This window comes from Sulfitobacter sp. 1A10359 (genome assembly GCF_043558145.1).
In the GTDB taxonomy this organism is placed as follows: domain Bacteria; phylum Pseudomonadota; class Alphaproteobacteria; order Rhodobacterales; family Rhodobacteraceae; genus Sulfitobacter; species Sulfitobacter faviae.
Genome location: NZ_JBIFGB010000008.1, coordinates 67,467 through 93,472, shown reverse-complemented (window position 1 = coordinate 93,472; position 26,006 = coordinate 67,467). Strand labels below are relative to the sequence as shown.

The 26,006-nt window shown below is 60.3% G+C and carries 21 protein-coding genes; 18 read left to right on the top strand and 3 right to left on the bottom strand.

The genetic code is table 11. The annotated features are described in order from the left end of the window. Window positions 1-372 precede the first annotated feature (372 nt). Together ACGYK2_RS15530 and ACGYK2_RS15525 are read right to left on the bottom strand one after the other, a co-directional pair. Window positions 373-1,893, bottom strand: a complete 1,521-nt coding sequence (locus tag ACGYK2_RS15530; RefSeq protein WP_152467131.1) for a class I adenylate-forming enzyme family protein — start codon at window positions 1,891-1,893, stop codon at window positions 373-375. A gap of 26 nt (window positions 1,894-1,919) precedes the next feature. Beyond that, a complete protein-coding gene (locus ACGYK2_RS15525; protein WP_394374338.1) occupies window positions 1,920-3,920 on the bottom strand; it encodes an FAD-dependent oxidoreductase in 2,001 nt (666 codons plus the stop codon). A 126-nt stretch (window positions 3,921-4,046) separates the two neighbouring features. Between ACGYK2_RS15525 and ACGYK2_RS15520 the strand changes: the two genes are divergently transcribed. The 18 genes from ACGYK2_RS15520 (at window position 4,047) to ACGYK2_RS15435 (ending at window position 24,793) form a co-directional block, all read left to right on the top strand. Next, a complete protein-coding gene (locus tag ACGYK2_RS15520) occupies window positions 4,047-5,228 on the top strand; it encodes an acyl-CoA dehydrogenase family protein (RefSeq protein ID WP_043753664.1) in 1,182 nt (393 codons plus the stop codon). Continuing rightward, entirely contained in the window at window positions 5,225-6,004 is a 780-nt protein-coding gene (locus ACGYK2_RS15515) for an enoyl-CoA hydratase/isomerase family protein (protein ID WP_027264403.1), read from the top strand. The genes ACGYK2_RS15520 and ACGYK2_RS15515 overlap by 4 nt, the downstream gene beginning before the upstream one ends. Window positions 6,005-6,013: 9 nt before the next feature. Next, window positions 6,014-7,174: an acyl-CoA dehydrogenase family protein gene (locus tag ACGYK2_RS15510; protein WP_027264402.1), complete on the top strand. Its 1,161-nt coding sequence runs from the start codon at window positions 6,014-6,016 to the stop codon at window positions 7,172-7,174. A gap of 27 nt (window positions 7,175-7,201) precedes the next feature. After that, window positions 7,202-8,593 carry a phenylacetate--CoA ligase family protein gene (locus ACGYK2_RS15505; RefSeq protein ID WP_136340197.1) on the top strand — a complete coding sequence of 464 codons (1,392 nt, stop codon included), beginning with the start codon at window positions 7,202-7,204 and terminating at the stop codon, window positions 8,591-8,593. Further along, on the top strand, window positions 8,590-10,197 hold the full coding sequence (locus ACGYK2_RS15500; RefSeq protein ID WP_152467130.1) for an acyl-CoA carboxylase subunit beta: 1,608 nt from the start codon (window positions 8,590-8,592) through the stop codon (window positions 10,195-10,197). Before ACGYK2_RS15505 ends, ACGYK2_RS15500 begins: the two co-directional genes overlap by 4 nt. Before the next feature lie 10 nt (window positions 10,198-10,207). Beyond that, window positions 10,208-12,214, top strand: a complete 2,007-nt coding sequence (locus tag ACGYK2_RS15495; RefSeq protein WP_152467129.1) for a biotin carboxylase N-terminal domain-containing protein — start codon at window positions 10,208-10,210, stop codon at window positions 12,212-12,214. 4 nt (window positions 12,215-12,218) lie between these two features. After that, complete coding sequence (locus ACGYK2_RS15490; protein ID WP_152467128.1) at window positions 12,219-13,178, top strand: hydroxymethylglutaryl-CoA lyase; 960 nt, start codon at window positions 12,219-12,221, stop codon at window positions 13,176-13,178. Window positions 13,179-13,190: 12 nt separating this feature from the next. After that, entirely contained in the window at window positions 13,191-14,105 is a 915-nt protein-coding gene (locus ACGYK2_RS15485) for an SDR family NAD(P)-dependent oxidoreductase (RefSeq protein ID WP_152467127.1), read from the top strand. Next, window positions 14,105-14,899: a citryl-CoA lyase gene (locus ACGYK2_RS15480; protein WP_152467126.1), complete on the top strand. Its 795-nt coding sequence runs from the start codon at window positions 14,105-14,107 to the stop codon at window positions 14,897-14,899. Before ACGYK2_RS15485 ends, ACGYK2_RS15480 begins: the two co-directional genes overlap by 1 nt. Before the next feature lie 3 nt (window positions 14,900-14,902). Beyond that, window positions 14,903-16,066 carry an acyl-CoA dehydrogenase family protein gene (locus ACGYK2_RS15475; protein ID WP_152467125.1) on the top strand — a complete coding sequence of 388 codons (1,164 nt, stop codon included), beginning with the start codon at window positions 14,903-14,905 and terminating at the stop codon, window positions 16,064-16,066. Between the two features lie 11 nt (window positions 16,067-16,077). Beyond that, on the top strand, window positions 16,078-16,917 hold the full coding sequence (locus tag ACGYK2_RS15470; protein ID WP_152467124.1) for a MaoC family dehydratase N-terminal domain-containing protein: 840 nt from the start codon (window positions 16,078-16,080) through the stop codon (window positions 16,915-16,917). 211 nt (window positions 16,918-17,128) lie between these two features. After that, window positions 17,129-17,908, top strand: coding sequence for an ABC transporter ATP-binding protein (locus ACGYK2_RS15465; RefSeq protein ID WP_028288584.1), 780 nt, complete (start codon window positions 17,129-17,131; stop codon window positions 17,906-17,908). Between the two features lie 4 nt (window positions 17,909-17,912). Next, entirely contained in the window at window positions 17,913-19,910 is a 1,998-nt protein-coding gene (locus ACGYK2_RS15460; protein ID WP_234163364.1) for an AMP-binding protein, read from the top strand. Between the two features lie 15 nt (window positions 19,911-19,925). Continuing rightward, window positions 19,926-20,810, top strand: coding sequence for a branched-chain amino acid ABC transporter permease (locus tag ACGYK2_RS15455; protein ID WP_028288586.1), 885 nt, complete (start codon window positions 19,926-19,928; stop codon window positions 20,808-20,810). A 3-nt stretch (window positions 20,811-20,813) separates the two neighbouring features. After that, window positions 20,814-21,866 (top strand): branched-chain amino acid ABC transporter permease, encoded by a 1,053-nt coding sequence (locus tag ACGYK2_RS15450; protein WP_027264390.1) that lies wholly within the window; start codon window positions 20,814-20,816, stop codon window positions 21,864-21,866. 34 nt (window positions 21,867-21,900) lie between these two features. Continuing rightward, window positions 21,901-23,139, top strand: a complete 1,239-nt coding sequence (locus ACGYK2_RS15445) for an ABC transporter substrate-binding protein (RefSeq protein WP_051630972.1) — start codon at window positions 21,901-21,903, stop codon at window positions 23,137-23,139. A 61-nt stretch (window positions 23,140-23,200) separates the two neighbouring features. After that, a complete protein-coding gene (locus ACGYK2_RS15440) occupies window positions 23,201-23,992 on the top strand; it encodes an ABC transporter ATP-binding protein (protein WP_028288589.1) in 792 nt (263 codons plus the stop codon). Between the two features lie 12 nt (window positions 23,993-24,004). Further along, window positions 24,005-24,793: an SDR family NAD(P)-dependent oxidoreductase gene (locus tag ACGYK2_RS15435; protein WP_043753691.1), complete on the top strand. Its 789-nt coding sequence runs from the start codon at window positions 24,005-24,007 to the stop codon at window positions 24,791-24,793. A gap of 25 nt (window positions 24,794-24,818) precedes the next feature. Here the strand turns inward: ACGYK2_RS15435 and ACGYK2_RS15430 are convergent, their stop codons facing one another. Beyond that, window positions 24,819-25,994 (bottom strand): CaiB/BaiF CoA-transferase family protein, encoded by a 1,176-nt coding sequence (locus ACGYK2_RS15430; RefSeq protein ID WP_276155042.1) that lies wholly within the window; start codon window positions 25,992-25,994, stop codon window positions 24,819-24,821. Window positions 25,995-26,006: the final 12 nt, after the last annotated feature.

Sequence of the window (26,006 nt, the reverse complement as noted above, 5' to 3'; positions counted from 1 at the left end):
GTCGCCGACTTTCCCTTGAAGGCCCGCAGCAGCCCCAACCGGCAATTGCCGGCAGTCCATGCCCGTCGGTGCGATGCGCCGGGTTACTGCTGCCCCCACAGCGCAACCGGGAACAAACCACCGATCGCACTGATGAATGGCTCAGGGATCTACGAATCCTCCTGAGCTCAAACACCCGGAAAACCCTAGCCGTGTAGTCCGACAGAGGGCTGCGCTTCAATCGCGGGTCAATCTATCCCAGATGGTGGATCACTTTCAGGGGGTTACTCCAAAGGGCGGGGATAAGAAGCTCGTGGCAACGAGGATAAGAACGCTTTTATCGCTATTGGGGCGAACTGGCGTGGCTGGCTGACGATCGGGTCAGAGCGAAAATTAATCTGCGAGCCGGGCTTCGAGGATATGCCGCTGGATCTTGCCGCTGGTCGATCTGGGAAAATCCTCGAACGCGATGAAGCGAATTTCGCGTGGTCGCTTATAGCCAGCGAGGCTTTCGCGGCACAAGTTCAGCAGCGCCTCGGCATCCGGCCCGTCATCGTCACAGGCGACAAAGGCCACCGGGCTTTCCCCCCATTTCGCGTCGAAGGCCCTTACCACGGCGGCATCGATCACATCGGGATGAGAAAGAAGCACACGTTCGATTTCCGCCGGATAGACGTTTTCACCTCCGGTCTTGATCAGGTATTTCGCCCGATCCACAAAGTCGACGGTGCCGTCCGCATTGCGCCGGAACAGATCGCCCATGTGGAAAAAGCCGTTGCGAAAGTCACGGGCATTGGTGTCGTCGGCGTTCCAGTACCCGGAAAACAGCGTCGGACCCCGAAGCGCCATTTCGCCCGGCGTTCCATCGGGGACTTCGCGGTCGTCGGGATCGACCAGCCGCACCTCGCAAAAGGCGCTGATGCGCTTGGACAGCCGGTCCGGGGTCACACCCGGCGCGATCAGATCGGCGGTTCCCGGCGGCAGGCCGGTTTCGGTCGCCCCGAAGGAATTCAGATAGGGCGTGTCCAGAAGACCGGTCAGTTCCGCGATCTGATGCGGCGGCACCAGATCAGCCATTGCGCCGCAAACCTTGATCCCCTTCAGCGGCAAAGGGTTGGCGTGCCGTTCGTTAATAAAAGCCTCCAGTGCCCCGGGCATCATCACGAACCAGCCGATCCTGTGGCGTGACAGCGCCTCGTTGATGACGGCGGGCTGCAGCCCGTCCACCATCACCACGGTCCCGCCCCGCAGGATCGTTGCCAGCGCATGATCGGTGGAGGCCATGTGGAACATCGGCGCCCAGGCGATGAACCCGTCGCCGGGATCCAGCGCCAGCTGGGCCGCAAAAACCATGGATCGGGCGATATGCGCGCGGTGGCTGATATGCGCCCCCTTGGGCAGGCCCGTGGTCCCCGAGGTATAGAGGATCGTCAGACCGGCCTCGGGGTCGTCAACCATGGTTCCGGTGCGCGGGTCCGGCTCGACCCCGGCAATGGCCGTTTCCAGGTCTGGCCCGACGGTTAGACAGGGTGTCGACGCGACGGCGCGGTAAGCTTCTGAAAGTTCCGGTTCGACAACCGCGAGAACCGGCTCGACCAGATCGATGCAGTGCCGCAGTTCATCGGGGGCAAGCCGCCAGTTCAGACAGGCGACGATCGCGCCGATTCCCGCTGCTGCAAGTTCGACCTCCAGGTATTCTGAGCGGTTATGCGACAGGATCGCGATCCTGTCTCCGGGCGCCACGCCTCGTGCCAGAAATACAGCCGCCAGACGATCGACCCGCTCCAGCAGTTCTGCATAGGTCAGTTTTCTGCTGCCGTCCTCGATGGCGAGGGCGCGGGCGCAGTCATGTGCGCGGGTTCGAAAGATCGAATACAGATCAGCGCGCCCCGCGCGGATGACGTCGGTCAGCATAGTTTCCCCCTTGCCCGAGCCTCGGTTCAGAGATCCTGCGCCAGGCGCACGCCCTCATCAATGGCGCGCAGCGCATCCAGTTCGGCGGCCTCCTTTGCCCCGCCGATCATCGTAACCGGGACGCCGCGCGCTACAACCTCTTTGGCCAGGGCCCGTTCCGGTTCCTGACCGGTGCACAGCACAATTGTATCGGCTGCGATGACCGTCGGGTTTCCGTCCGCGACGATGTGCAGCCCCGCATCGTCGATATGTTCATAGGTCACCCCGCCCATTGCCTCGACCCCATGTTTGCGCAGCGCGTTGCGCAGGATCCACCCTGTCGAAACACCAAGCCCCGCGCCCGGTTTAGCGGTCTTGCGCTGCAGCATGACGACCTTGCGGCGCGACGGCTTCGGTGCCAGAGGGTCGCCCGCCAGGGCACCCGAGGAGACAAACTCGGGGTCCACTCCCCAGGTTTCGCAAAAGACGTCGGAATTCGCGGTCTCGGCGGGTTTGGTCACTAGGAACTCGGCCACATCATGACCGATGCCCCCCGCCCCCATCACCACGACACGGTCGCCCGCCTCGCGGTCACCGGACAGAATTTCGGCGTAGGTCGCGACGCTGGGATGGTCGATACCCGGCAGGTCGGGAATGCGCGGCGTGACCCCGGTGGCGATGACCACATGGTCAAATCCCTCAAGATCGCTCGCCTCTGCCCGCTGTCCCAGACGCTGCGTGACCCCGTGTTTCTGCATCTGACCGGCATAATACCGCAGGGTTTCGTCGAATTCGTCCTTGCCTGGTGCGGCGCGGGCCAGATTCAGCTGACCGCCCAATTTGTCCTGCGCTTCGAACAGGGTGACATCGTGGCCCAGCCGTGCCGCCTCGGCGGCTGTGGCCATGCCCGCGGCACCACCGCCAACGACGGCCACTTTCTTTGGCGTGTCGGTTGGCGTATCCCGGAATTCCGTTTCACGCCCGGCCCTTGGATTGACCAGACATCCGACCGGCCGGTCCGAAAAAATGAAATCCAGGCAGGCCTGGTTGCAGGCAATGCAGGTGTTGATCTCGTCTGCGCGGCCCTCGCGCGTCTTTTTCACGAAATGCGGATCGGCCAGAAACGGGCGCGCCATCGAGATCATGTCCGCATCGCCAGAGGCAAGTATGTCTTCTGCAAGCTGGGGTGTATTGATCCGGTTCGAGGCGACTACCGGGATCGACACCGCCGCTTTGACGTTGGCTGCCGCCTTGCGCCAGGCACCGCGCGGCACCGGGTAGGCGATCGTCGGCACGCGGGCCTCATGCCAGCCGATGCCGGTGTTCAGGATATCCGCACCCGCAGCCTCGATCTTGCGGGCCAGTGCGGCAATTTCTTCGGCGGGCGCGCCGCCCTCGATCAGATCGGCCGCCGAAATCCGGTAGATGACCAGAAAGTCGGGGCCGCAACGTTCGCGCACCGCGCGCACGATCTCGACCGGGAATCGGTGGCGGTTCGCGGCGCTGCCGCCCCAGTCGTCTTGGCGCTTGTTGGTGTGGGTGACGGTGAATTCGTTGATCAGGTATCCCTCGGACCCCATGATCTCGACGCCATCAAAGCCTGCGGCCAGCGCATTGGCGGCCGCTACGGCAAAATCCTCGATGGTACGGAGAATGTCGGCTTCGGTCATTTCACGCGGGATGAAACGGTTGATCGGGGCGCGGATCGGCGACGGGGCCACACACCCTTCGATCTTGGCATAGCGCCCGGCGTGGAGGAGTTGCGCGCAGACCAGGCTGCCTTCGGCCTGCACCGCCTCGCAGATCGGGCGCAGGTCAAGCGCTTCTTCCGGGTCATCGATTCTCGGACCTTCTGGATCGAATATGCCCTCGGCATTGGGCGAAAACCCGCCGGTGACCAGAATCGCCGCCTCCCCCCGCGCACGCTCGGCGTAAAACGCGATCTGTTTGGCTATGCCGTCAGGCTCGGTTTCCAACCGCGTGTGCATCGACCCCATGATGACACGATTTCGCAATGTATGCTGGCCTGCGCGGATGGGCGAGAGCATGGTTTCAAAGCTTCCATCTGGTCTATTTTTCACTTTGGTTCTCCTCCTCAAAACTGCACTTGATCTACATTCTAACATTTGTTAGATTTTTGGAAAGAAGATTTTCGCTCATGGGGAGGAGCACCGATGCAATTCCAGCCTACAGACGATCAGAAGGCGTTTCGCGAGACCGCAAAGCGCTTCGCAACTGAAAGGCTTGCGCCCACATATCAAGAACGCGCCAGCGGCCATACATTCGACCGTGCGCTGATCAAGGAGATGGGCGCACTGGGGCTGATCGGGGCCGATCTGCCCGAGGAATTCGGGGGTCTCGGCGAAAGCTCTGTCACGTCAGGGCTGATCGTCGAAGAGATCGCCTATGCCGATTTCAACGCAAGTTACGTGCAGCTTCTGGGCTCTCTCATGGGCGGAATGGTTGCCAAACATGCCTCCAAGGACATCGCGTCGGAATGGGTGCCCAAGGTTGTTTCGGGTGATGCGGTCATTGGCCTGGGCCTGACAGAGCCGCGCGGCGGTTCGGATGCGGCGAACCTGATTCTGAGGGCCGAGAAATCCGGCAACGGCTGGCGGCTGAACGGTGAAAAGACATCCATGAGTTTTGCCAGTCAGGCGGATGCGGCGGTCGTCTTTGCCCGTACCGGCGATCCTGATGGCGGCTCACGCGGGGTCAGCGCCTTTTTCGTCGATCTGAACCAGGAAGGCATCAAGCGCACCCATTTTGACGACATCGGCACCAAGCCTGTCGGGCGCGGCTCGGTTTTCTTTGACGATGTTTTCGTGCCGGCTGAAAACATGATGGCGGAACAGGACCATGCCTTTGGCACGATCATGGCGGGCTTCGACTATTCCCGCGCACTGATCGGGCTGGAGTGCCTGGGGGCCGCGCAAGCGTCGGTGGATGAAACCTGGGCCTACGTTCAGGAGCGCGAGGCATTCGGAGCCCCGATCGTGCAGTATCAGGGTGTCAGCTTTCCCTTGGCCGAGGCCGAGACCCAACTGACCATGATGCGCCAGCTTTGCTATTACACGTTGGACCTGCGCGACCGTGGCCTGCCCCACACCTCTCAGGCCGCCATGTGCAAATGGTACCTGCCCAAAACCGCCTGCGAGATCCTGCACCAGTGCCTGATCCTGCACGGACATTACGGCTACACCACCGACCTGCCCCACCACCAGCGCTACAACGATGTGCTCGGCTTGCAGATCGGTGACGGCACCGCGCAGATCCAGAAGCTGGTGATCGCCCGCGAGAAGGTCGGTCGCATGGCGCTGCAGTATGACAAGAAGGCGAAGGGAGCCTCGAAATGAGCGACCCCATCCTCGTCACTTCCGAGGGCAACACCGGCATCATCGAACTGGCCCGCCCCGAGAAATTCAATTGCCTGTCACTTGAGGTGCATGAGCGTATTTCTGTCGCGCGTGCGGAATTCGAGGCGAACCCCGCTATTCGGGCGATCCTCATCCGGGCGCAGGGCAAGCACTTTTGCACCGGTGCCGATCTGGTGGAAGTGAAAGGTAAATTGAACGATCCCGCCGCGCTGGACCATTTCATCGCCTTTGGCATGAACAACCTGCGTGCGCTCGAAACCTCCTCCCTCCCTGTCGTGGTGGCAGTGCAGGGGTTGTGTCTGGCCGGCGGGATCGAACTGATGCTGGCATGCGATGTGTGTTTCGCGGCCGAAAGCGCCCAGTTTGGCGATCAGCACGCGCAATTCGGGCTGATTCCCGGTTGGGGTGGCTCGCAGCGGTTGACACGGTTGATGGGGCAGCGCAGGGCGCTCGACCTGATGTTCTCGGCCCGCTGGCTCAAGTCGGACGAGGCCAAAGAGGCCGGATTGGTCAACTACATCGTGCCGGATGCGGACCTGCACAAGTCTGCGCTGGAATACTGCGAGAAAATCGCCACCCGTTCACGTCCCGGCATCGCCGAGATGAAGCGGTTGGCGCGCGAAGGCGCGGACCTTGGTATCGACCAGCAGATGCGGCTTGAGCGCGATGCCGCCGTGCGCGCACTGCCCAGCGATGACGTGGCCGAGGGCCTCGATGCATTCGAGAACCGGCGCGCCCCCGAATTCAAGGCTTGAGGACGAAGCATGGATTTCATTTTGAACGACGAACAACGCCAGATTTACGACTATGGCGGCCAGCTGGCGCAGAAGTTCGACAACGATTACTGGCTGAGACACGCACGCAAGCACGAGTTTCCGCACGAAATGTTCCGCCAGATCGCCGATGACGGCTTCCTCGGCATCATGGTGCCCGAGGAATATGGCGGCGCGGGCCTTGGTATGACCGAAATGGCCCTGTTCATGGAGGGCACCGCCAATCACGGCATTCCTCTTTTGATGATGGTGGTCGGGCCGACCATGTCGCTGGCCCATATCGCCAGCCACGGGAGCGAGTTCCACAAGAAAGAACTGCTGCCGGCTGCCTGCCGCGGTGATATCCAGTTCTGTTTCGCGATCACCGAACCGGGGGCCGGGTCTAACACGATGAAGGCCACTACGCTGGCCAAGCGTCGAGGCAACCGGTTCAGCCTGTCGGGCGAAAAGACCTTCATCACCGGGGCCGAAGTGGCCGACTACTGCCTCGTGGTGGCGCGGACCAAACCGCATACCGAGGTCAGCCGCAAGACCGACGGCTTTACCCTGTTCGCCGTGGATCTGAAGAAAAAAGGCGTCGACAAGCAGCGGGTGAAGATCTCGATCCCCCTGCCCGAGGAGCAGTGGACACTGTTCTTCGACGATGTGGATCTCGGCCCCGAGGATGTGGTCGGCGAGGTGGACGAAGGGTTCTCGATCCTGTTCGACAGCCTCAACCCCGAGCGTATCATCCTGGCCGCCTTGTGCTGCGGCATCGGCCGGTTCGCCCTGAACAAGGGCGTGGCCTATGCCTCCGAGCGCAATGTGTTCGGCCAACCCATCGGTGCGCACCAGGGCGTGCAGCATCCGATGGCCAAGGCGCACACAGCGGTCGAGATGGCCAGTCTGATGACCCGGCGCGCGGCATGGGAGTTCGACAACAAGCTGCCTGCCGGTGCGTCGTCGAACATGGCGAAATATGCCGCCGCCGAAGCCGGGATCGAAGCGGTCGACGCGGCGCTTCAGGCGCATGGTGGATCGGGCTTTACCGAAGATACGGGACTTTACGAAATGTACCCGCTGGTCCGCCTGCTGCGCACAGCGCCGGTGAACCGCGAACTGTGCCTGAGCTTTATCGGCGAAAAGGTCATGGGCCTGCCACGATCCTATTGATCGCCACGGCTTGGAACGGAGAACGACATGCAATTTGGAATGCGCTTCCGGCGGGAGGATGCCGCCGACAAGGTAAATGATCGCTTCTGGCACGCGATCGAGGGCACGCCGCTCGACGAGGTGCGCCGTATTCAGGAAGAGCGGCTGCGTGACCAGATGGCCTATCTCAAGTCGAATTCGACCTTCTATCAGGAAAAGTTCGCCGACGCCGGTGTCGATTTCGACGAGATTCGCAGCATCGAAGACCTGCAGAAGCTGCCTTACACCTACAAGACCGAGATCCGCGAAAGCCTTGCTGCGGAACCGCCCTTCGGCAAGCACCGCGCGGCACCAATGTCGGACATCATCCAGATGCAGGCCTCGTCGGGCACCACCGGCAGCCCCTCGTATGTGGCCCTGACCGAATCCGACGCCGAAATGTGGCACGAGATGACGGCGCGCTGCTTCTTCGCCAACGGGGTGCGACCGGGCGATATGGTGTTGCACGCGTTTTCGCTGGCCAAGGGCTTTGTCGGCGGCATCCCGGTGATGCAGGGATTGCAGTACATGGGCACGATCGATGTGCCGGTGGGGGCGGATGGCGGTGCAGAACGTCTGCTGCGCGCCTGCGCAGACACGCGGCCGCGTTGCGTGGTCGGCGCTCCGAACTTTGTTCTGCACCTGGCCGAAAAGGCTCCCGAGGTGCTGGGATGCAAGGCCAGCGAACTGGGTATCGAGCGCGTGATCGTCGGCGGCGAACCCGGCGGCGGCATTCCCGCAATTCGGGCAAAGATCGAAAAGGCCTGGGGTGCGAAATGCACCGAGATGCTGGGCGGCACCGATCTGGGCGTGACATACTGGGCCGAGTGCGACGCCCAGTCGGGTATGCACATGGTCAACATGGACTATATCATCACCGAATTGCTCGACCCCGAAAGCGGCGAAATCATCCCCTGGGAAAAAGGTGCCGAGGGCGAGATGGTCTATACCGCGCTCGGCCGCCAGGCGAGCCCGCTCGTGCGGTTCCGGTCAGGCGATTATATCGAAGTGATCGATACCGAATGCTCCTGCGGCCGCACCGGGCCGAAGATCCGCTGTACCGGCCGGACCGACGACATGCTGATCGTCCGGGGGGCCAATGTCTTCCCGTCGGCGATCAACAGCGTCATTACCGAAATGGTGCCGGACACCAATGGCGTCATGCGCATCGTGGCCGATTTCGAGGGCCACACCACGCAGGGCGCGCTGACGGTGATTGTCGAACGCGGCCCCAATCGCGATCCGGCCGATGACGTCACCCTCAAAAAGAAAATCGAGCAGCGCCTGCGCGAATCCTTGGTCTTCAAGGCCGACGTTCACCTGGTTGCGGCCGACACTTTCGAAAAACCTGGCGCCGCCAAGGTCGCCTTCGTTCTCAGGAAATATCCAGACCTGCCATGACTAGAATGAAATCCCTTCTCGACACCGCGTCGGACGACTTCCGCGCCAACGACGTGTCTTACCGCGAAAAGGTCGATGAACTACATGCCCTCCGGCTCTTACAGCGCGTCGGCGGCCCCGAAATGGCGCGCAAACGTCATGTGGACAAAGGCAAAATCCTGCCGCGCGAACGGATCGAACGACTGATCGACCCGGGCACACCATTTCTGGAACTCGGCGAGTTGGCCGGACTGAATATGCACAAGGGAGTTCCACCCGGCGCCGGCATCATCACCGGTATTGGCGTGATCGAAGGCCGTCAGTGCATGATCATCGCCAATGATGCCACCGTAAAGGGCGGCACCTATTTCGGGATCACCTGCCGCAAACACGTCCGGGCACAGAAAATTGCCTGGAAAAACCGCCTGCCCGTCATCACCCTCGTGGACTCCGGCGGTGCCTTCCTGCCCGACCAGGCCAACCTTTTCCCCGACGAAGGCCAGTTCGGCTCCATCTTTCACCAACAGATCGGCATGTCTGGCGATGGTGTGCCGCAAATCGCCGTGGTCATGGGGCCCTGCACCGCGGGTGGTGCCTATATCCCCGCGCTCTGTGACGAAGTGGTGATCGTGCGCGGTCAGGGCTTTATGTATCTAGGCGGACCGGAATTGACCTTTGCCGCAACCGGCGAAAAGGTCGAAGCCGAAGAACTGGGTGGCGGCAAGATGCATTCGTCCGTCTCCGGTGTGACAGACCATTTGGCCGAAGATGACGCCCACGCTCTGGCCATCACGCGCGAAATTGTCAGCCATCTTGGCGAAAAACCCCAACCCCGCAAGACGCCCGAAACGCCCCGTGCGCCCGCCTACCCGGTCGAAGAGATTTATGGACTCATCAGCCGCGACCCCAAGGTGCCGACCGACAACCGCGAAATCGTGGCTCGGTTGGTCGATGAGAGCGATTTTCACGAATTCAAACCGCTTTATGGCGACACGATCATGACCGGCTGGGGCCGCATCCACGGCCACGAGGTCGGTATTCTCGCAAATACAGGCGTGCTTTTCGTCGAAGCCGCACTGAAGGCCACGCATTTCATCAATCTCTGCGTCCAGCGTGATATTCCGCTGCTGTTCCTGGCCGATGTGAACGGCTTCATGGTGGGCCGCGAGGTCGAGCAGATGGGCATTGCCAAGGCTGGCGCCAAGATGATCACGGCCATGTCTTCGGCCCGGGTGCCGAAATTCACCATTATCACCGGCGGCTCCTATGGGGCGGGATACCTGGCCATGCTGGGCCGCCCGTTCCAGCCGGACGCAATGTTTGCCTGGCCGACGGGACGGTCGGCGATCATGGGGCCGGAACAGGCCGCCAGCGTGCTGGCTCAGGTCCGCGCGCAGATCAACGAACGCGAAGGCAAAAGCTGGACCCCCGAGGAGGAGGAAGCCTTCAAGGCACCGATCCGCAAGGAATACGAAGATTTTCAGGGAGCCTATAATTTTGCTTCCAACCTTTGGATCGACAGCGTGATCGAGCCCTGTGAGACCCGTGATGTCATGGCGCTGATGCTGGATGTGACATCGCGCAGACCCAAGGTCGATACCAAATTCGGCGTGTTCAGGATGTGAGGAGCGAACCGTGAAAATCAAGACGCTTCTGATCGCCAACCGCGGCGAAATTGCCTGCCGGATCGCGCGCACTGCGCGGGCCAGCGGTATCATTCCCGTCGGCGTGCATTCGCAGGCCGACGCCAATGCCCTGCATGTCCGCGAGATTGGCAAATCTGTCTGTATCGGCGCCGGACCTGCATCCGAGAGCTATCTGAAAATCGACGCGGTGATTGCCGCTGCGCAATCAGTGGGCGCGGATGCGATCCATCCCGGTTATGGCTTTCTGGCCGAAAACCCCGATTTTGCTCGTTCGGTCGAAGCCGCCGGCATGATCTTCATGGGGCCGACGCCTGAAACGCTTGAACGTTTCGGCGACAAGGCCAGCGCCAAAGAGGCCGCCGTGGCGGCCAGCGTCCCGGTGATTTCGGGCGCCGAAGGTGCGCGGTCCGATCCCGAGCAGATTGCCGAGGAGGTGCGCCAAATGGGCCTGCCGGTGCTGCTCAAGGCGGTCGGCGGCGGTGGTGGGCGCGGACAACGGCTCGTCACTGACGAAACCACGCTGGTCGAGGACATCGAAGGCGCGCTGCGCGAAGCAAAATCCACCTTCGGCTCCGAAGGGCTGCTGTTGGAGCGTTTCCTGCCCGAGGCGCGCCATGTTGAAGTGCAGATCGCAGGTGACGGCAAAGGCCATGTGGTGCATCTGTTCGAACGCGATTGCACGCTTCAGCGCCGCCACCAGAAGGTCATCGAGGAAGCCCCGGCCTGGGGTCTGCCCCGAACGCTTCTGGACGACATCGCACGCGACGCGGTGCGCTTGGGCGAAACGCTGGACTATCGCGGGCTGGGCACGGTCGAATTTCTGGTCGCGGGTGGCGAGTATTTCTTCCTTGAGGTGAACCCGCGCATTCAGGTGGAACATCCCGTCACCGAAGCGATCACCGGGCTGGACCTTGTCGCGCTTCACCTGCGGATTGCCGAAGGCGCGGGCCTTGGACTGGTGCAGGACGATCTGACGATCAACGGCCACGCGGTCGAGGCGCGGCTTTACGCCGAAGATCCGGCGATGCAATTCGCCCCGTCGACGGGCACGCTCTCCACGCTCAGCCTGCCATCGGGCCTGCGCATCGACAGCGGCGTCGAAGAAGGCGATGCCGTCACGCCCTACTACGACCCGATGATCGCCAAGCTGATCGTGCACGCGCCCGACCGGGAAACCGCATTGGCACGTCTGGCCACGGCGCTTGATCATGTCGCGGTCGAAGGTGTCGAGACCAATCGCGCCTTTCTAACGGCGCTGGCGCGAAACCATGAATTCGAACGGATGCAGGTGCATACCCGCTGGATCGACGGCAGGCTGGATGAGCTGACACAGGCACCCGGCCTGACCCGCCCCGATCTGTGGAAGGCGACCGCTGCCATTCTCTTCGTGACCCAGTCGCGCAGCGACACAAACGCCAATCCCTGGACCAACCGTGATGCCTTTACCGGCTGGCGGCTTGGACTGGGCGGCGATGCGATTGAAGCGGGGCAGCGCGTGACGCTTACCGATTCTGACGAGGTATCCGAAGAACTGCGCGTCAGTCCTGTCAAACCGGGTGCCAAGTACACCATCCATTCGGAGAAAGGCGAGGCGCTGATACTGTCGGCACGTGAACTGACCCCGGGCCGTTGGCGTGTCGGCGAAGGCGACACCGTCCATCTGATCGACGCGCGCCTGCACGCGGGCGTGATCGAACTGGATACGCCCGAAGGCCGCCTGGTATTTCGGCCCGCCGCGCCCCTTGCCTTTGCCGGCGACAATGCCGCGGCGGATCGCGCCGTGACCTCTCCGCTGACCGGCATGATTGTCGAAATCAAGGTCTCCGATGGTCAGAGCGTGGCCGAAGGCGACGTGGTCGCGGTCATGGAATCCATGAAACTCGAAATCTCGATCCGGGCGGCCGCGGCCGGGATCGCCAGCAATATATCCGTCTCGAATGGGGACATGGTCGATCGCGGCCAGGTCATCGCCGAGATCCTGCCATCCGAGGAGTGATGAAATGAGCGACTTTCCCAAATTCGTAGAATTTCGTGAAGAAGGCCCGCGTGAGGGTTTTCAGATCGAAAAGAAGATTTACCCGATCGAAGAGCGGATCGAACTGATCGACATGCTCAGCGAAACCGGCTTGAAACGCATTCAGGTCGGCAGCTTTGTCAGCCCGAAATACGTTCCTCAGATGGCGGACACCGGCGAGTTGTTCCAGCGTATCAAGCGCAAACCGGGCGTGAACTACACATCGCTGTGGCTGAACGACAAAGGGTTTCGCAAGGCCCTGACCGCGCATGAGGTCGATATCGACCCGCGTCTGCTGTTCTATCCTTCCGAAGCATTCGCCCAATCGAACAACAATTGTTCCTCGGCCGAGATGCGGGAAAAACAACGTGACTGGGTCCGTCTTTACAAGGAAGAGGGATATACCGTCGACGCGGCCTATGTGATGACCGCCTTCGGCTGCAACCTCGAGGGCCCCATCCCCCAAGAACGCATCTTGGACGATTTCCGCTTTATCCTTCAGCTATGCGAAGAAGAGAACATCCCCGTGCCGATCCTCGTGGTCGCCGACACCATGGGTTGGGGAAACCCCGAGGCGGTCAAACGGATGATCGGCGCCCTGCGCGAATTGGCGCCCGAGGCGCGCATCGGTATGCACATCCATGACACACGTGGGCTGGGGATCGCCAACGTTTATGCGGCCCTGTCGATGGGCGTGGACATGTTCGAAAGCTCCGTCGCCGGTCTTGGCGGCTGTCCTTTCGCGGGCCACGGCCACGCGCGCGCCGCAGGAAATGTCTGCACCGAGGATTCAGTGTTCCTGTGTCACGAGCTCGGCATCGAAACCGGCATTGATCTGGACAAGCTGATCGCAGCGGCGGTCAAAGCAGAAGAGATCATCGGTGTGCCGCTCATGGGCCGGGTCATGCACACCGGCGGGTTGGACAAATACCGCAAGTCACGCTGAGGGAGCAAGAAGATGACAAAAGCACTTGACGGAAAGGTCGTTCTGGTCACCGGGGCCGGCGGTGGGATCGGGCGTGATATCGCCTTGATGGCAGCCGCAGAAGGCGCCGCCGTGGTGGTCAATGATCTGGGCGCATCCCTGAAAGGCACCGGTCAGACAGAAACTGCGGCGCAGAAAGTCGTCGAAGAGATCAAGGCGGCGGGCGGCGATGCGATCGCCGATGGCGGCAACGTCACCGATCCGGACGCCGCGCGCGCGATGATCGAGGCGGGTGTCAAGGAATTCGGCCGCATCGACGCGGTGGTGAACAACGCCGGCATCCTGCGCGACGGGTTCTTCCACAAAATGACCTACGAGGATTTCGACGCGGTGGTGAAGGTCCATCTCTATGGCGCCTTCAACACCAGCCGCGCGGCGGCCGATTATTTCCGCGAGCAAGAGGGCGGTGCTCTGGTGCACATGACCTCGACCTCGGGGCTGATCGGCAATCTGGCGCAGGCGAATTATTCGGCGGCAAAGCTGGGCATCGCGGCCTTCTCGAAATCGGTAGCGCTCGACCTGAAACGCTGGAACGTGCGGTCAAACTGCATCGCGCCCTTCGCCTGGAGCCGGATGATCTCGTCTATCAAGACAGACACCCCGGAACAGGTGGCACGGGTCGAAAAGATCAAGGAGATGACACCGGCCAAGGTTGCACCGATGGCCTGTTTCCTGATGAGCGACCGCGCGGCTGACGTGTCAGGACAAATCTTTGCGGTTCGCAAGAACGAGATCTTCCTGTTCAACCAGCCCCGCCCGGTGCGGTCGGTTCATTCCGATGATGGCTGGACCGCCGATGAAATCGCCGAGCGCGCCATTCCCGCGCTCAAATCACAGTTCACGCCGCTCGAAGTTTCGGCGGATGTCTTTTCGTGGGATCCGGTTTGATGGGAAAACGCAAAGAAAAAATCAGCTCCGACATTGCCTGGAGCACCTCTGACAAGATCAGCGTGCGTGGGCTCGATCTGCCCAACGAGATCCTGGGCCACATGAACCTCGGCGATCTGGCGTTTCTGCAGTTGACGGGTCGCAAGGCCACGCCCGAGGAAAGCCGCGTCTTTAACGCTATCGTCATTACCTTGGTCGAACATGGTATCACGCCCTCGGCCCTGGCGGCGCGGATGACCTATATGGGGGCGCCGGAATCGCTTCAGGCGGCTGTGGCGGCTGGCTTGTGCGGGCTGGGCACCGTCTTTGTCGGTTCTATGGAGGGTGCCTCGAAGATGCTTTACGAGGCACTGCCACAGGACAAGTTGGGCACCGGTGTCGATCTGGATGCGCTGGCCGTCGAGACGGTGGAAAAATTCCGCGCCCGCAAGATGATCGTGCCGGGGCTGGGCCATCCGGTGCACAAGCCGGTCGATCCGCGCACACCTCGCCTGTTCCAGATCGCTGCCGAGAACGGCAAGTCCGGTGAATACATCGAGTTGATCCAGAAAATTCAGGCCGTTGCCGAAGAAAAATCGGGTAAGATGCTGCCGATCAACGCCACCGGGGCGATCGGAGCGATCTGCTGTGAATTTGGCTTCCCCTGGAAGATCGTGCGGGGCTTTGGCGTCATGGCACGCGCCATCGGTCTGGTCGGTCATATCCTCGAAGAGAGCGAAAACCCGATTTCCTATGAGCTTTGGCAGCGTGCCGAGCAGGAAATTCTTGAAACGTCGGGTCCGGGAGCGAAGTAACCGATGCAGACGTCAGCCCCAGACACTCACACCGATCTGCGCGACGCCTTGCGCGCACTTTGCGCGCAGTTTCCGCCAGAGTATCATCGCAAGTTCGGCGAAGACGAAACCTACCCCGAGGAATTCGTCGATGCGCTGACCCGCGAGGGCTGGCTTGCCGCGATGATCCCAGAGGAATACGGTGGCTCGGGTCTGGGGTTGACCGAAGCCTCGATCATCATGGAGGAGGTGAACCGCTGCGGCGGAAACGCGGGCCATTGCCACGGGCAGATGTATAACATGGGCACGCTGCTGCGGCATGGTTCGGATGAGCAAAAGCAGAAATACCTGCCCGGCATCGCCAGCGGCGCGTTGCGCCTGCAATCCATGGCCGTGACCGAACCGACAACCGGGACCGACACCACCAAACTGAAGACCACCGCGGTCAAGAAAGGTGACCGGTATGAGATCAATGGCCAGAAGGTCTGGATCAGCCGTATCCAGCATTCCGACCTGATGATCCTGCTGGCACGCACCACGCCGCTGAGCGAGGTCAAGAAAAAGTCGCAGGGCCTGTCGATCTTTATGGTCGATCTGAAAGAGGCTATCGGCAACGGGATGGAGGTCCGCCCCATCGCCAATATGCCCGGCCACGAAACCAATGAAGTGTTTTTCGACAACCTGGAAATCCCCGCCGAGAACCTGATCGGCACCGAGGGGCGCGGGTTTTACCATATTCTTGACGGGTTGAACGCCGAACGGACCCTGATTGCGGCGGAATGTATCGGTGATGGATACTGGTTCGTCGACAAAGCCCGCGCCTATGCCGGTGACCGCGTGGTCTTTGACCGTCCCATCGGCCAGAACCAAGGCGTGCAATTCCCTATCGCCAGGTCTTATGTGAACATCGAGGCCGCCAATCTGATGCGCTTTGAAGCCTGCAGGCGGTTCGATGCTGGGCTGGATTGCGGAGCACAGGCGAATATGGCTAAGCTGCTGGCTTCGGAGGCCAGCTGGGAAGCGGCCAATGCCTGCATTCAGACCCATGGCGGCTTCGGTTTCGCACGGGAATACGATGTCGAGCGCAAGTTCCGCGAGGCGCGCCTCTATCAGGTCGCCCCGATCTCGACCAACCTGATCCTGTCATATGTCGGAGAACATATCCTCGGCATGCCAAGATCGTTCTGAAGGCTAGGATTATGGGTGAGATCGACCTTGACGCGCTGGCGCCCTGGCTGGGACGCACCGAGACTAAGGAAGATGTTCTGACGCACGGGCTGATCGACAAATTCCGCGCCACGCTCGGTCCGCATCTTTGGGATGGAGCGGGCGATGTCCCGCTGGGAATTCATTGGTGCCTTGCCCTTGATACCGTGCCAGCGACCGCCCTGTCAGAAGACGGCCATGCCGCGAGGGGTGGATTTCTGCCCCCTGTTCCGCTGCCCGCCCGCATGTGGGCTGGCGGCGATGTTACGCATATCGCGCCGCTGAAAATCGGCGAAACCATCACCCGACGCTCTTCGATCAGGGATATTGTGGCCAAGCAGGGCCGTAGTGGACCATTGGTCTTTGTGACCGTCGAACATGAGTATCTGAGTGGCAACCGGCTTTGTATCCGGGAGCAGCAAACGATCGTTTATCGTGAGATTTCCGCCCCCCGCACGGGCGAGAGCGCACCTGACGCGGGTGACCCCACCACGCTCAGATCGACCCTGACACCGGATCCTGTTCTGCTGTTTAGCTATTCGGCGCTGACGTTCAATGCCCATCGCATTCACTATGACCACATCTACGCCACCGAAACCGAAGCCTATTCCGGGCTTGTTGTCCATGGCCCCTTGCAAGCCACGCTACTTCTGAATCTGGCGGCGGATGCGTTGAAAACATCGCCTCACCGGTTTTCTTTTCGCGGACTCGCGCCACTCACCCTGCCCTGCGAATTGCAACTGCACAATGAAGAGACCGGCACCTCCGGGACAGTCTGGTGTCAGGATCAAAACGGTCTTCGAAGCTTTTCCGCAGAGTACGCGGCTGTCTGATCGTTTTTCTTCGGTAGCGAATTCAATTGTTGACCAAATTTTCTAACATCTGTTAGGAATGGCGGAGAAACTTGGTAAATAAACCAGGCAAACCTCTGAATTTAGAGGTGGGAGGAGGAACAATGCGAGGAAAACTCGTAACCAACGAAAAACCGTGCGGTCAGGCTATGCGCGCCTCCATGAGGTGTGGGGCAAAAGCACGGGCCGCAACATGACCACGAATAACGGGCACGTATCCTCACCGCTTGCGGTGCGTGGTGCAACTTTGAAATTTGGCGGTGTGACCGCGCTCGACGATGTGAGCATTTCTGTGGCCGACGATGAATTGCTTGCAATTATCGGACCGAACGGAGCCGGAAAAACATCACTTCTGAACGTGACTGCGGGCTTCTACCGTCCGCAGAAGGGCCGTGTCGAATTGTCCGGGCAGGACGTGACCGGCCTGCGTGTTGACCAGATCGCCCGGCGCGGTCTGGCGCGGACGTTTCAGGGCACCCATCTTTTTGCCGGGCAGACGGTGGTGGAAAACATTATGATCGGCCGCCACATGCTGATGAAATCGAATGTAGTCCAGGCCTTTTTCCAGTTCGGTCCCGTGATGCGCGAGGAATCGGAACATCGTGAAGCCGCAGAGGAGATCATCGATTTTCTCGAGATCGAGGCAATCCGCAACCGGCCCGTGGGCACGTTGGGGTATGGGTTGCGCAAGCGTGTCGATCTGGGCCGTGCATTGGCGCAGGAACCGTCGATCCTGCTGATGGATGAACCGATGGCCGGCATGAACTCGGAGGAAAAAGAAGACCTGGCGCGCTTCATTCTCGATGTGCGCGAGGCGCGCAAGATTCCGGTAGTTCTGGTGGAGCACGACATGGGCGTCGTGATGGACCTTGCCGACCGGATCGTGGTGCTGGATTTCGGGCGGGTCATCGCCGAAGGCACCCCGGAAGAAATCCAGAAGGACCCGGCTGTCATAAAGGCATATCTGGGGTAGCGGCATGGTCAAACAACGGACAGCAATGGTCTTTTCGGACCCAGCAGTGACACATAGCGAAACCCTGCCGCAGGTTTTGCTCGCGCGAGCGACATCCACACCGACCAACCTCGCCGAACGGCACAAGCGCCTGGGCATCTGGCGTGAATTCACCTGGGCCGATGTTCTTGACAGGGTTCGCGCCCTGGCTCTCGGGTTGGAGAACCTGGGCTTGTCGGCTGGCGAATCCGTCATGATGATTGGCGAAAACGAACCCGAACATTTCTGGGCTGAATACGCCGTCCAGTCGTTAGGCGGCAAAGTCCTGTCTGTCTATCCGGATCAAAACGCTGAAGAGATTCTGTATCTGGCCGAAGACTCGCAAACGCGGATTTTTCTGGCGCAGGATCAGGAGCAGGTCGATAAATGCATCGAGATTGCGGGCAAGTACTCGGGCGCCCTGGCGGTCGTTTACTGGGACGATTCCGGTCTGTGGGGCTATGATCATCCCCTGTTGCATTCGTTTGAAAGTGTGAGCGCGGCAGGGCGTCAGATCCACGCCAAGGAACCCGCCAGATTTGAAGAACACGTAAAACGTGGACGGGCGGACGATACCGCCTTGCTGTCCTATACCTCGGGTACCACGGGAAAACCCAAGGGCGTTGTCATCAGCCATCGCTACCTGTTCGACAATTGCTCGCGGGTGATGGGGGCAATCGAAATCGCGCCGGGCACCGAATACCTGACCTACATTTCGCCGGCCTGGGTCACGGAACAGATTTTCGGCCTGTCGATCGGTTTGATCGCGCCCATGGTCGTCAATTTCCCCGAAGGCCCTGAAGACGTACTGACCAACATTCGCGAACTGGCGGTCGACGCACTGGTGTTCAGCCCGCGCCAGTGGGAAAATCTCGCCTCCATCGTTCAGGCCCGGATGCTGGGGGCGGGCAAAATCCGCAATGCGATGTACAACTGGGGCATGAAGGTCGGCCACGACGTTTATGTGGAACGGCTGGAGGGGCGTAGCCCCAGCCTTGCCGCACGCCTGCAGCTTCCCTTTGCCGAAGCTCTGGTGCTGCATCACCTGCGCGACAATCTTGGCCTTGGTAAGGCCAAAAACGCAATGAGCGGCGGCGCCCTGATGGCACCTGACGTCTTTCGTATGTTCCACGCGATGGGGGTTAAGCTGCGCAACGTGTATGGCGCGACCGAAATCGGCCTTCTGACCGCGCATGTCGGCGAAAGCTATCAGCTGGAAACCAGCGGCAGCTGGATGCAAAGCAACACGAACTACGGCGAACCGCTGGAATACAGGGTCTCGGACGAAGGGGAGCTTCAGGTGCGTGGCGGATCGGGCTTCGGTGGCTATCACGGCAAGCCCGAAAAGACCGCAGAGGAATTGACCGAAGACGGTTGGTACAAGACCGGTGACGCGGTGTCGATGACCGACGACGGCGAGCTTTTGTTCTTTGACCGTGTCAAGGATATGCGCCGCCTGGCAAATGGGCACAGCTATCCGCCGCAATTCATCGAAACGCGGTTGCGGTATAGCCCCTTCATCAAGGATCTCATGACCTTGGGCGACGAAACCCGGAGCTTCGTCAGCGCGCTTATCAATATCGATATGGAAGTTCTCGGGCGTTGGGCGGAAGAGAACAAGATCAGCTTTTCGACCTACACCGATCTCTCGCAGAAACCCGAAGTTCTGGACCTTATCAAAGGCGAAGTGGCGCGCATCAATGCGCTCCTGCCCGAAGGCTCGCGCGTGGCACGTTTTGCGAATTTTCCCAAGGAACTCGACCCGGATGAAGGCGAGTTGACCCGCAGCCGAAAGCTTCGCCGGGCCTTTCTGGAGGAACGGTATGCCAAGCTCGTCGAGGCGATCTATGCTGGCGATGACGAGACAGATCTCGAAATCGCTGTGACCTATCAGGACGGCCGTCAAGGCGTTCTCAAGACCACGGTTCGCGTGTCGGATGTTGAAAACGCATCGAAGGCTGCCAAGCGGCAGTCCAAATCTTAAAGGAGGTCGGCGACAATGGTCTATTTCATCAATGACATCATTACCGGGGCTTTGATCGGCCTTCTGTATTCGCTGGTGGCCATGGGCTTTGTTGTGATTTACCGCGCCAGCAAGGTGTTCAACTTCGCGCAGGGCGAGCTTGTGATCATCGGCGGGTTCATCGTCTGGTTCACAACGATGCAAGCGGGGCTTAGCCTTTGGTTGTCGATACCCCTTTCGCTGGTTCTGGCCGGGCTGGTCGGGTACGCAATCGAACGGATTTTCCTGACAAAGCTGATCGGTGAATCGGTTTTCTCGATGGTCATGGTCACCGTCGGCCTTTTGATCCTGCTGCGCGGTTTGGTGCTGCTTGTGTTCGGTCCCGCGGTAAGACCCTTCCCGATCATTTTTCCGCTGAAACCCTTGTTCCTCGGCGATATGTTGATCCCGATGAACCTCCTGATAGGTGGGATCATCACCATTGTCGCGGCCGTCGGCCTGTCGTGGTTCTTCAACCGGACCCGGTCCGGCCTCCGTATGACCGCTGTGGCGGAGGACCACGTCGTAGCTTCCTCGATGGGCATTTCGGTGAAAGGCTCGATTGCCGTTGCCTGGGTTCTCGGGGCAATCCTGTCCACAATTGGTGCGATGATCTTTCTCAGCGGCAAATCGCTGACCTTCCTGGCCTCGGATATCGGGTTCGCGGCCCTGCCGGTGGCGCTCTTTGCCGGGCTGGAATCCATCGGCGGGCTTATCTTGGCAGGAATAATCATCGGCATCGCGCAGAGCTTGACCACCAACTACCTTGATCCGTTGATCGGTGGCTCGCTCGGCAGTGTCGTTCCATATATCATAATGCTTGCCATTCTGCTGATCCGGCCGACCGGCCTGTTCGGCTGGCGCACAATCGAACGGGTGTAATCCATGGATCCTTCTGGCGTATTCCCGACAAGCTATCGCAGTGACAGACGTTTGATCCGAACGCGCTGGCAGTTTCTGGCCCTCGTCGTATTCATGGCTCTACTGCTGTTGGCGCCTTACCTGGTGAGCAGCCGTATCATCGCTATCCTGAATATGATGATGATCAGCGCCGTCATCGCCGTCGGGCTTCAGATCTGCACCGGCTATGCGGGCCAGATCAACCTGGGTCAGGCGGCGTTCATGGGGGTCGGCGCCTATACGGCCTCGATACTGGCCTCGAAGACCGGCCTTACGTTTCTGCTGACCATTCCTCTGGCCGGGCTCTCGGCTGCGCTGTTCGGCTTTCTCTTTGGCTTGACCGCGGCGCGGATCAAGGGGTTCTATCTGGCACTGACCACGATTGCAGCTCAGTTCCTGTTCCACTTTGCCGTATTGAACCTGCCGTCAACCTGGCTGGGTGGGTCGAACGGTATCACCGTGCCCCCGGCCGAGCTTTTCGGGCTGCGATTTGTCAGCGAATCTTCGCAGTTCTATCTGAATTTCGCCGTGACCGCGATCATGGTGGCGGGCGCGTTCGGGATCGTTCGGTCACGCTTCGGCCGTGCCTTCGTGGCGGTCAGGGATGATGACGTGGCCGCGGGTATAATGGGGATCAATGTCGCGGCCACAAAGGCAAATGCCTTCCTGATCGGCGCTTTCTATGCGGGCGTCGGCGGGGCGCTTTGGGCCTATCTGATCCGCTTCGTGGGGGTAGACCAGTTCACCCTGTTTCACTCGATCTTCTTCGTCGCGATGATCATCGTCGGCGGGATGGGTTCAATCGTGGGGGCCCTGATCGGCGTCTTCATTATCCGCATCATCCAGGAAATTATCGCGACGGTCGGCCCCAATATCGCCGACTCGGTATCATTCCTTGGCGGTGACATCGTGTTCGCTGGCATGAATGTCGTTCTTGGCGGCGTGATCGCATTGTTTATGATCCTCGAACCCAAGGGGCTGATGCACCGCTGGAACATCCTGAAGTCGTCATACCGTATCTGGCCGTTTCCTTACTGAGAAATAGAGCGGCTCTAAACCTGGGAGGAAGAATATGACTTACCAATCGAATCGAGGTCTTCGCGGCTTACTGGCAGCGGCTGCCTTGGCGGCCGCGGCGACCATGCCTTTGAAGGCGCAGGCCGAAGAGACCTATAATCTCGCCCTGCTGTCGGACTTTTCCGGCCCTTATGCTGACATCATGCCCATCCTGGCAGGCGGACGCGAAGCTGTGTTCACCTGGTGGAATGAAACCCGCGGCAAGGAACTTGGCGTCACGCTGAACTACAAAAACTACGAAACCCGCTATGACGCGGCACAGGTGGCAAGTCTCTGGCCCGGGATCAAATCGGAACTGGACCCGATTGCGGTTGTCGGCCTCGGCGGGCCTGACGTCGCGGCCCTTTCCGAACGCCTGCCGGAAGACAAAATCCCGATGTTCATGGCCACAGCGGCCTACGGTTTTGCCTGGCAACCGGATGCCTGGATTTTCAACCCACGCCCGACCTATTCGCACGAAAGTGTCGGCTTTCTGAACTGGATGCGTGAACAGCGCGGAGGAGACGAACCGCTCAAGGTTGCGATCCTCGCCTCCGAAGCATCGCCTGCCTATGTCGACATGGCAAAGGGCCTTGAACTCTATGCCGAAGAGCACCCCGAGGAGATCGACCTCGTCGAGGTCATCTATACCGAAGTTCAACCCACCGATCTGACGGGGCAAATGCGCCGCGTTGTACGAGCCGGGGCCGAGGCGCTGGTAATCCAAACTAACACCTCTATCGTGGTTGCCGCGAAACGTGGGCTGCAGGCCAACGGGGCGAACATCCCGATCATGATGAGTTCGCATAACGGGCTTCCAGCCTCGGGTGGCGCGCTTGGCGGGCTTGAGCAAATGGAGGGGGACTTTGAAGCCTACGGCATGGCGATTGCGGCCGATGAGGACACTCCCGCGCGACAATTCTACGAGACATTGGTTGCCGATTACGGACTCGAAGCACCTTGGAACGTCGTGACCGCAATGGGCGTATCTCAGGGTCTCTATACCGTGACCGTGATCGATCACGCGATCGAGGCGAACGGCGCCGAGGGCCTGACCGGAGAGATGGTACGTGAGGCGCTTTTTGCCAAACCGATCACCACCGAAGAAACCCATGGGTTCCTGCCGACCTTGTCCTTTACGCCAGAAGCACCGTTCCCATTGGAAGGCCTCAAAGTGAATGTGGGCACCGTCAAAGATGGGAAAATCACCATCGCGGCAACGGGTGTCGACGTTCCGCAAGTTGAGAAATGGTGAATTAATCCGGGCGCCGCAGTCGCGGCGCCCGTTCTGATCCTTAGCCCCGGGCAATATGACCATGCTGGAACTCAACAACGTAGAGGTGACATATTCCGACGTCATCCTGGCGCTCAAAGGCGTGTCCATGACAGTCCGTGCGGGACAATGTGTTGCTCTGCTCGGTGGCAATGGCGCAGGAAAAAGCACGACGCTTAAAGCCATCTCGGGAACGCTCAAATCCGAGGATGGAACCGTTTCGGCGGGGTCCATCGTTCTGGACGGAACTCCCATTCAGAACATGGAAGCCTCGGAAGTCGTGAAGAACGGTCTCATCCATGTGATGGAAGGGCGGCGCGTTTTGCGGCATCTGACGTCAGAGCAAAACCTGATCGTCGGCGGGCACATGGTGCCCAACTCCGCCGAGCTGAAAAAGCGCCTGGACCATGTTTACACCTTGATGCCCCGGCTTGCGGACCTGCGCAACCGCACCTCTGGCTTCATGTCTGGTGGCGAACAACAACTGCTGCTGATCGGCCGGGCCATGATGGCCAGCCCCAAGATCATCGCGATCGACGAACCGTCGTTGGGATTGGCCCCGATGATGATCCGGGATGTTTATGAAGTGCTCAAGCAGCTCAAGTCAGAAGGCACGACCTTCTTCCTGGTCGAACAAAACAGCGCCGCGGCGCTATCGATCGCCGACTATGCCTATGTGATGGAGAACGGCCGGATCGTGATGGACGGCCCTGCCGACAAGCTTGCTGACAACGAGGACATCAAGGAATTCTATCTCGGCGTCACCGCATCGGGCGAGCGCAAAAGCTATCGAGATATCAAACACTATCGCCGCCGGAAGAGATGGCTGGGATAGAAAGGAACGAAGATGAGTAACCTGCTTTCCATCAAAGGTCGTACCGCATTTGTAACCGGAGCGGGGCAAGGCGTTGGTCGGCAAGCCGCGCTTTATCTGGCGGAACACGGAGCCGGTGCCATCGTTGTCAACGATTTTCACGCCGAACGGGCCGAAAGCGTTGCCGCGGAAGTGGAGGCAGCGGGTGCAAAGGCTCTGCCACTCGCCTTCGACGTCTCGGATTTCGACGCGGTTGGCGCGGCGTTTGCCGAAACGCAGACCACATTTGGCGGCGTGGATATTCTGGTCAACAATGCGGGCAACGCCGGGCCGACATCGCGGCTCGACGATCTGGTCCCTTTTTGGGAATCCGATCCCGACGAATGGCGCCGCTGGATGGCCACCAATTTCGATGGGGTGCTGAACTGCACCCGTCACGCCATGCCGTTGATGGTTAACAGTGGCTATGGGCGCATTGTGACCGTCATTTCCGACGCCGGCCGTGTCGGTGAACCGCATCTGGCGGTTTATTCCGGGGCCAAGGCCGGTGCGGCCGGCTTCATGCGGGCAATTGCAAAGGCCGGCGGCCGGTTCGGGATCACCGCGAATTGCGTCGCCTTGGGGGGCACAAGAACTCCGGCTGTCGCCGACCTGATCCCGGATGCAGAGACCGAGAAGCGGGCATTGTCGCAGTACGTGATCCGCCGTCTGGGCGAGCCGGAAGACCCCGCCGGAATGATCCTGTTCCTCTGCTCGGATGCTGCCAGCTGGATCACCGGTCAAACCTATCCGGTGAATGGCGGGTATTCTTTTGCCTGCTAGAGCCGCCATCGGACGGCTGCCGCCTCTAGTTGGAGCTGTCCGAAAAAACGCTGTCATTATCTGCCCCGAGCTCGGGGGGCAGATCCGGTATCGCGGTTTCGAAACCATCGAATTTCAACGGCTGGACAATAAAAGTCTCGGCCTTGCCGCCGTCATGCGTAATCTTGCGCAGCAGCTGGCGCGCACGCACATGGGGGTCGTCCAACGTTTCGACCAGGGAATTGACCGGACCCCATGGCACCCCCGCCTTATCCAGAAGGTCGCCCCATTCGGCGCGCGTCTTGTTGACCAAAATCGCCGCGATTTCTTCGCGCAGCGCGGCCTTGCGGGCGACACGGTCGCGGCCTGTCAACGGCGCAAGATCCGCCCTGTTGATCACATCGCAGAACGGTTTCCAGAACCAGTCCTCATGCGCGATGGACAAGGTCAAGAGCTTGCCGTCTTTGCAGGTGAACACGCCATAGCCCGGCTCGGCGATAAATTCGCCCAGCGGTGTTCCATTGGCGGCGGGAACGAGGAATGCGGTCAACATCGAAACCACCGCATCCGACATGGACACGTCCACGTAACGCCCCTGCCCTGTGCGCTGGCTCGACACCACCGCCGACAGGATTGCGATCGCCGCGAACAACGCCGCGCCAACATCCGCAAGGGGGATCGGCGGCACAGGGCCGGGCTGCTTTGCATCGGCCTGATCGGCCAGCAAACCGCCAACCCCTTCATAGCTCAGGTCATGGCCAGCCCTGTCACGATAGGGGCCGTCCTGCCCGTAACCCGAAATCGATACATAAACCAGCCGCGAGTTGACACGACGCATGTCCTCGAAACCGGCACCCAAGGCCGCAAGCTTGCCAGGGCGGAACCCTTCGACGATGACATCCGATTCCTTGGCCAGTTCGCGAAACCGTGCCAGCCCCTCGGCCGATTTCAGATCCAACGCAACGCTGCGCTTGCCTCGGTTCAGTGCCCGGAACAAGGGCGGAAATTGCCGGGCCGGATCGCCGACACCCGGTCGTTCGATCATGATCACCTCGGCTCCCATGTCGGACAACAGCATTGTGGCATAGGGACCGGGAAACTGTTCGGCAAGGCTGAGAATTTTCAGGCCGGCCAGGGGTGTAGTGCTCATATCAATCTCCAGCTCTTTTGTTTTCCACGTGCGGGTCCGCCCGAGTGCAGCGCAAATCGCCGCAAAAGACAAGGCGAAAAACCA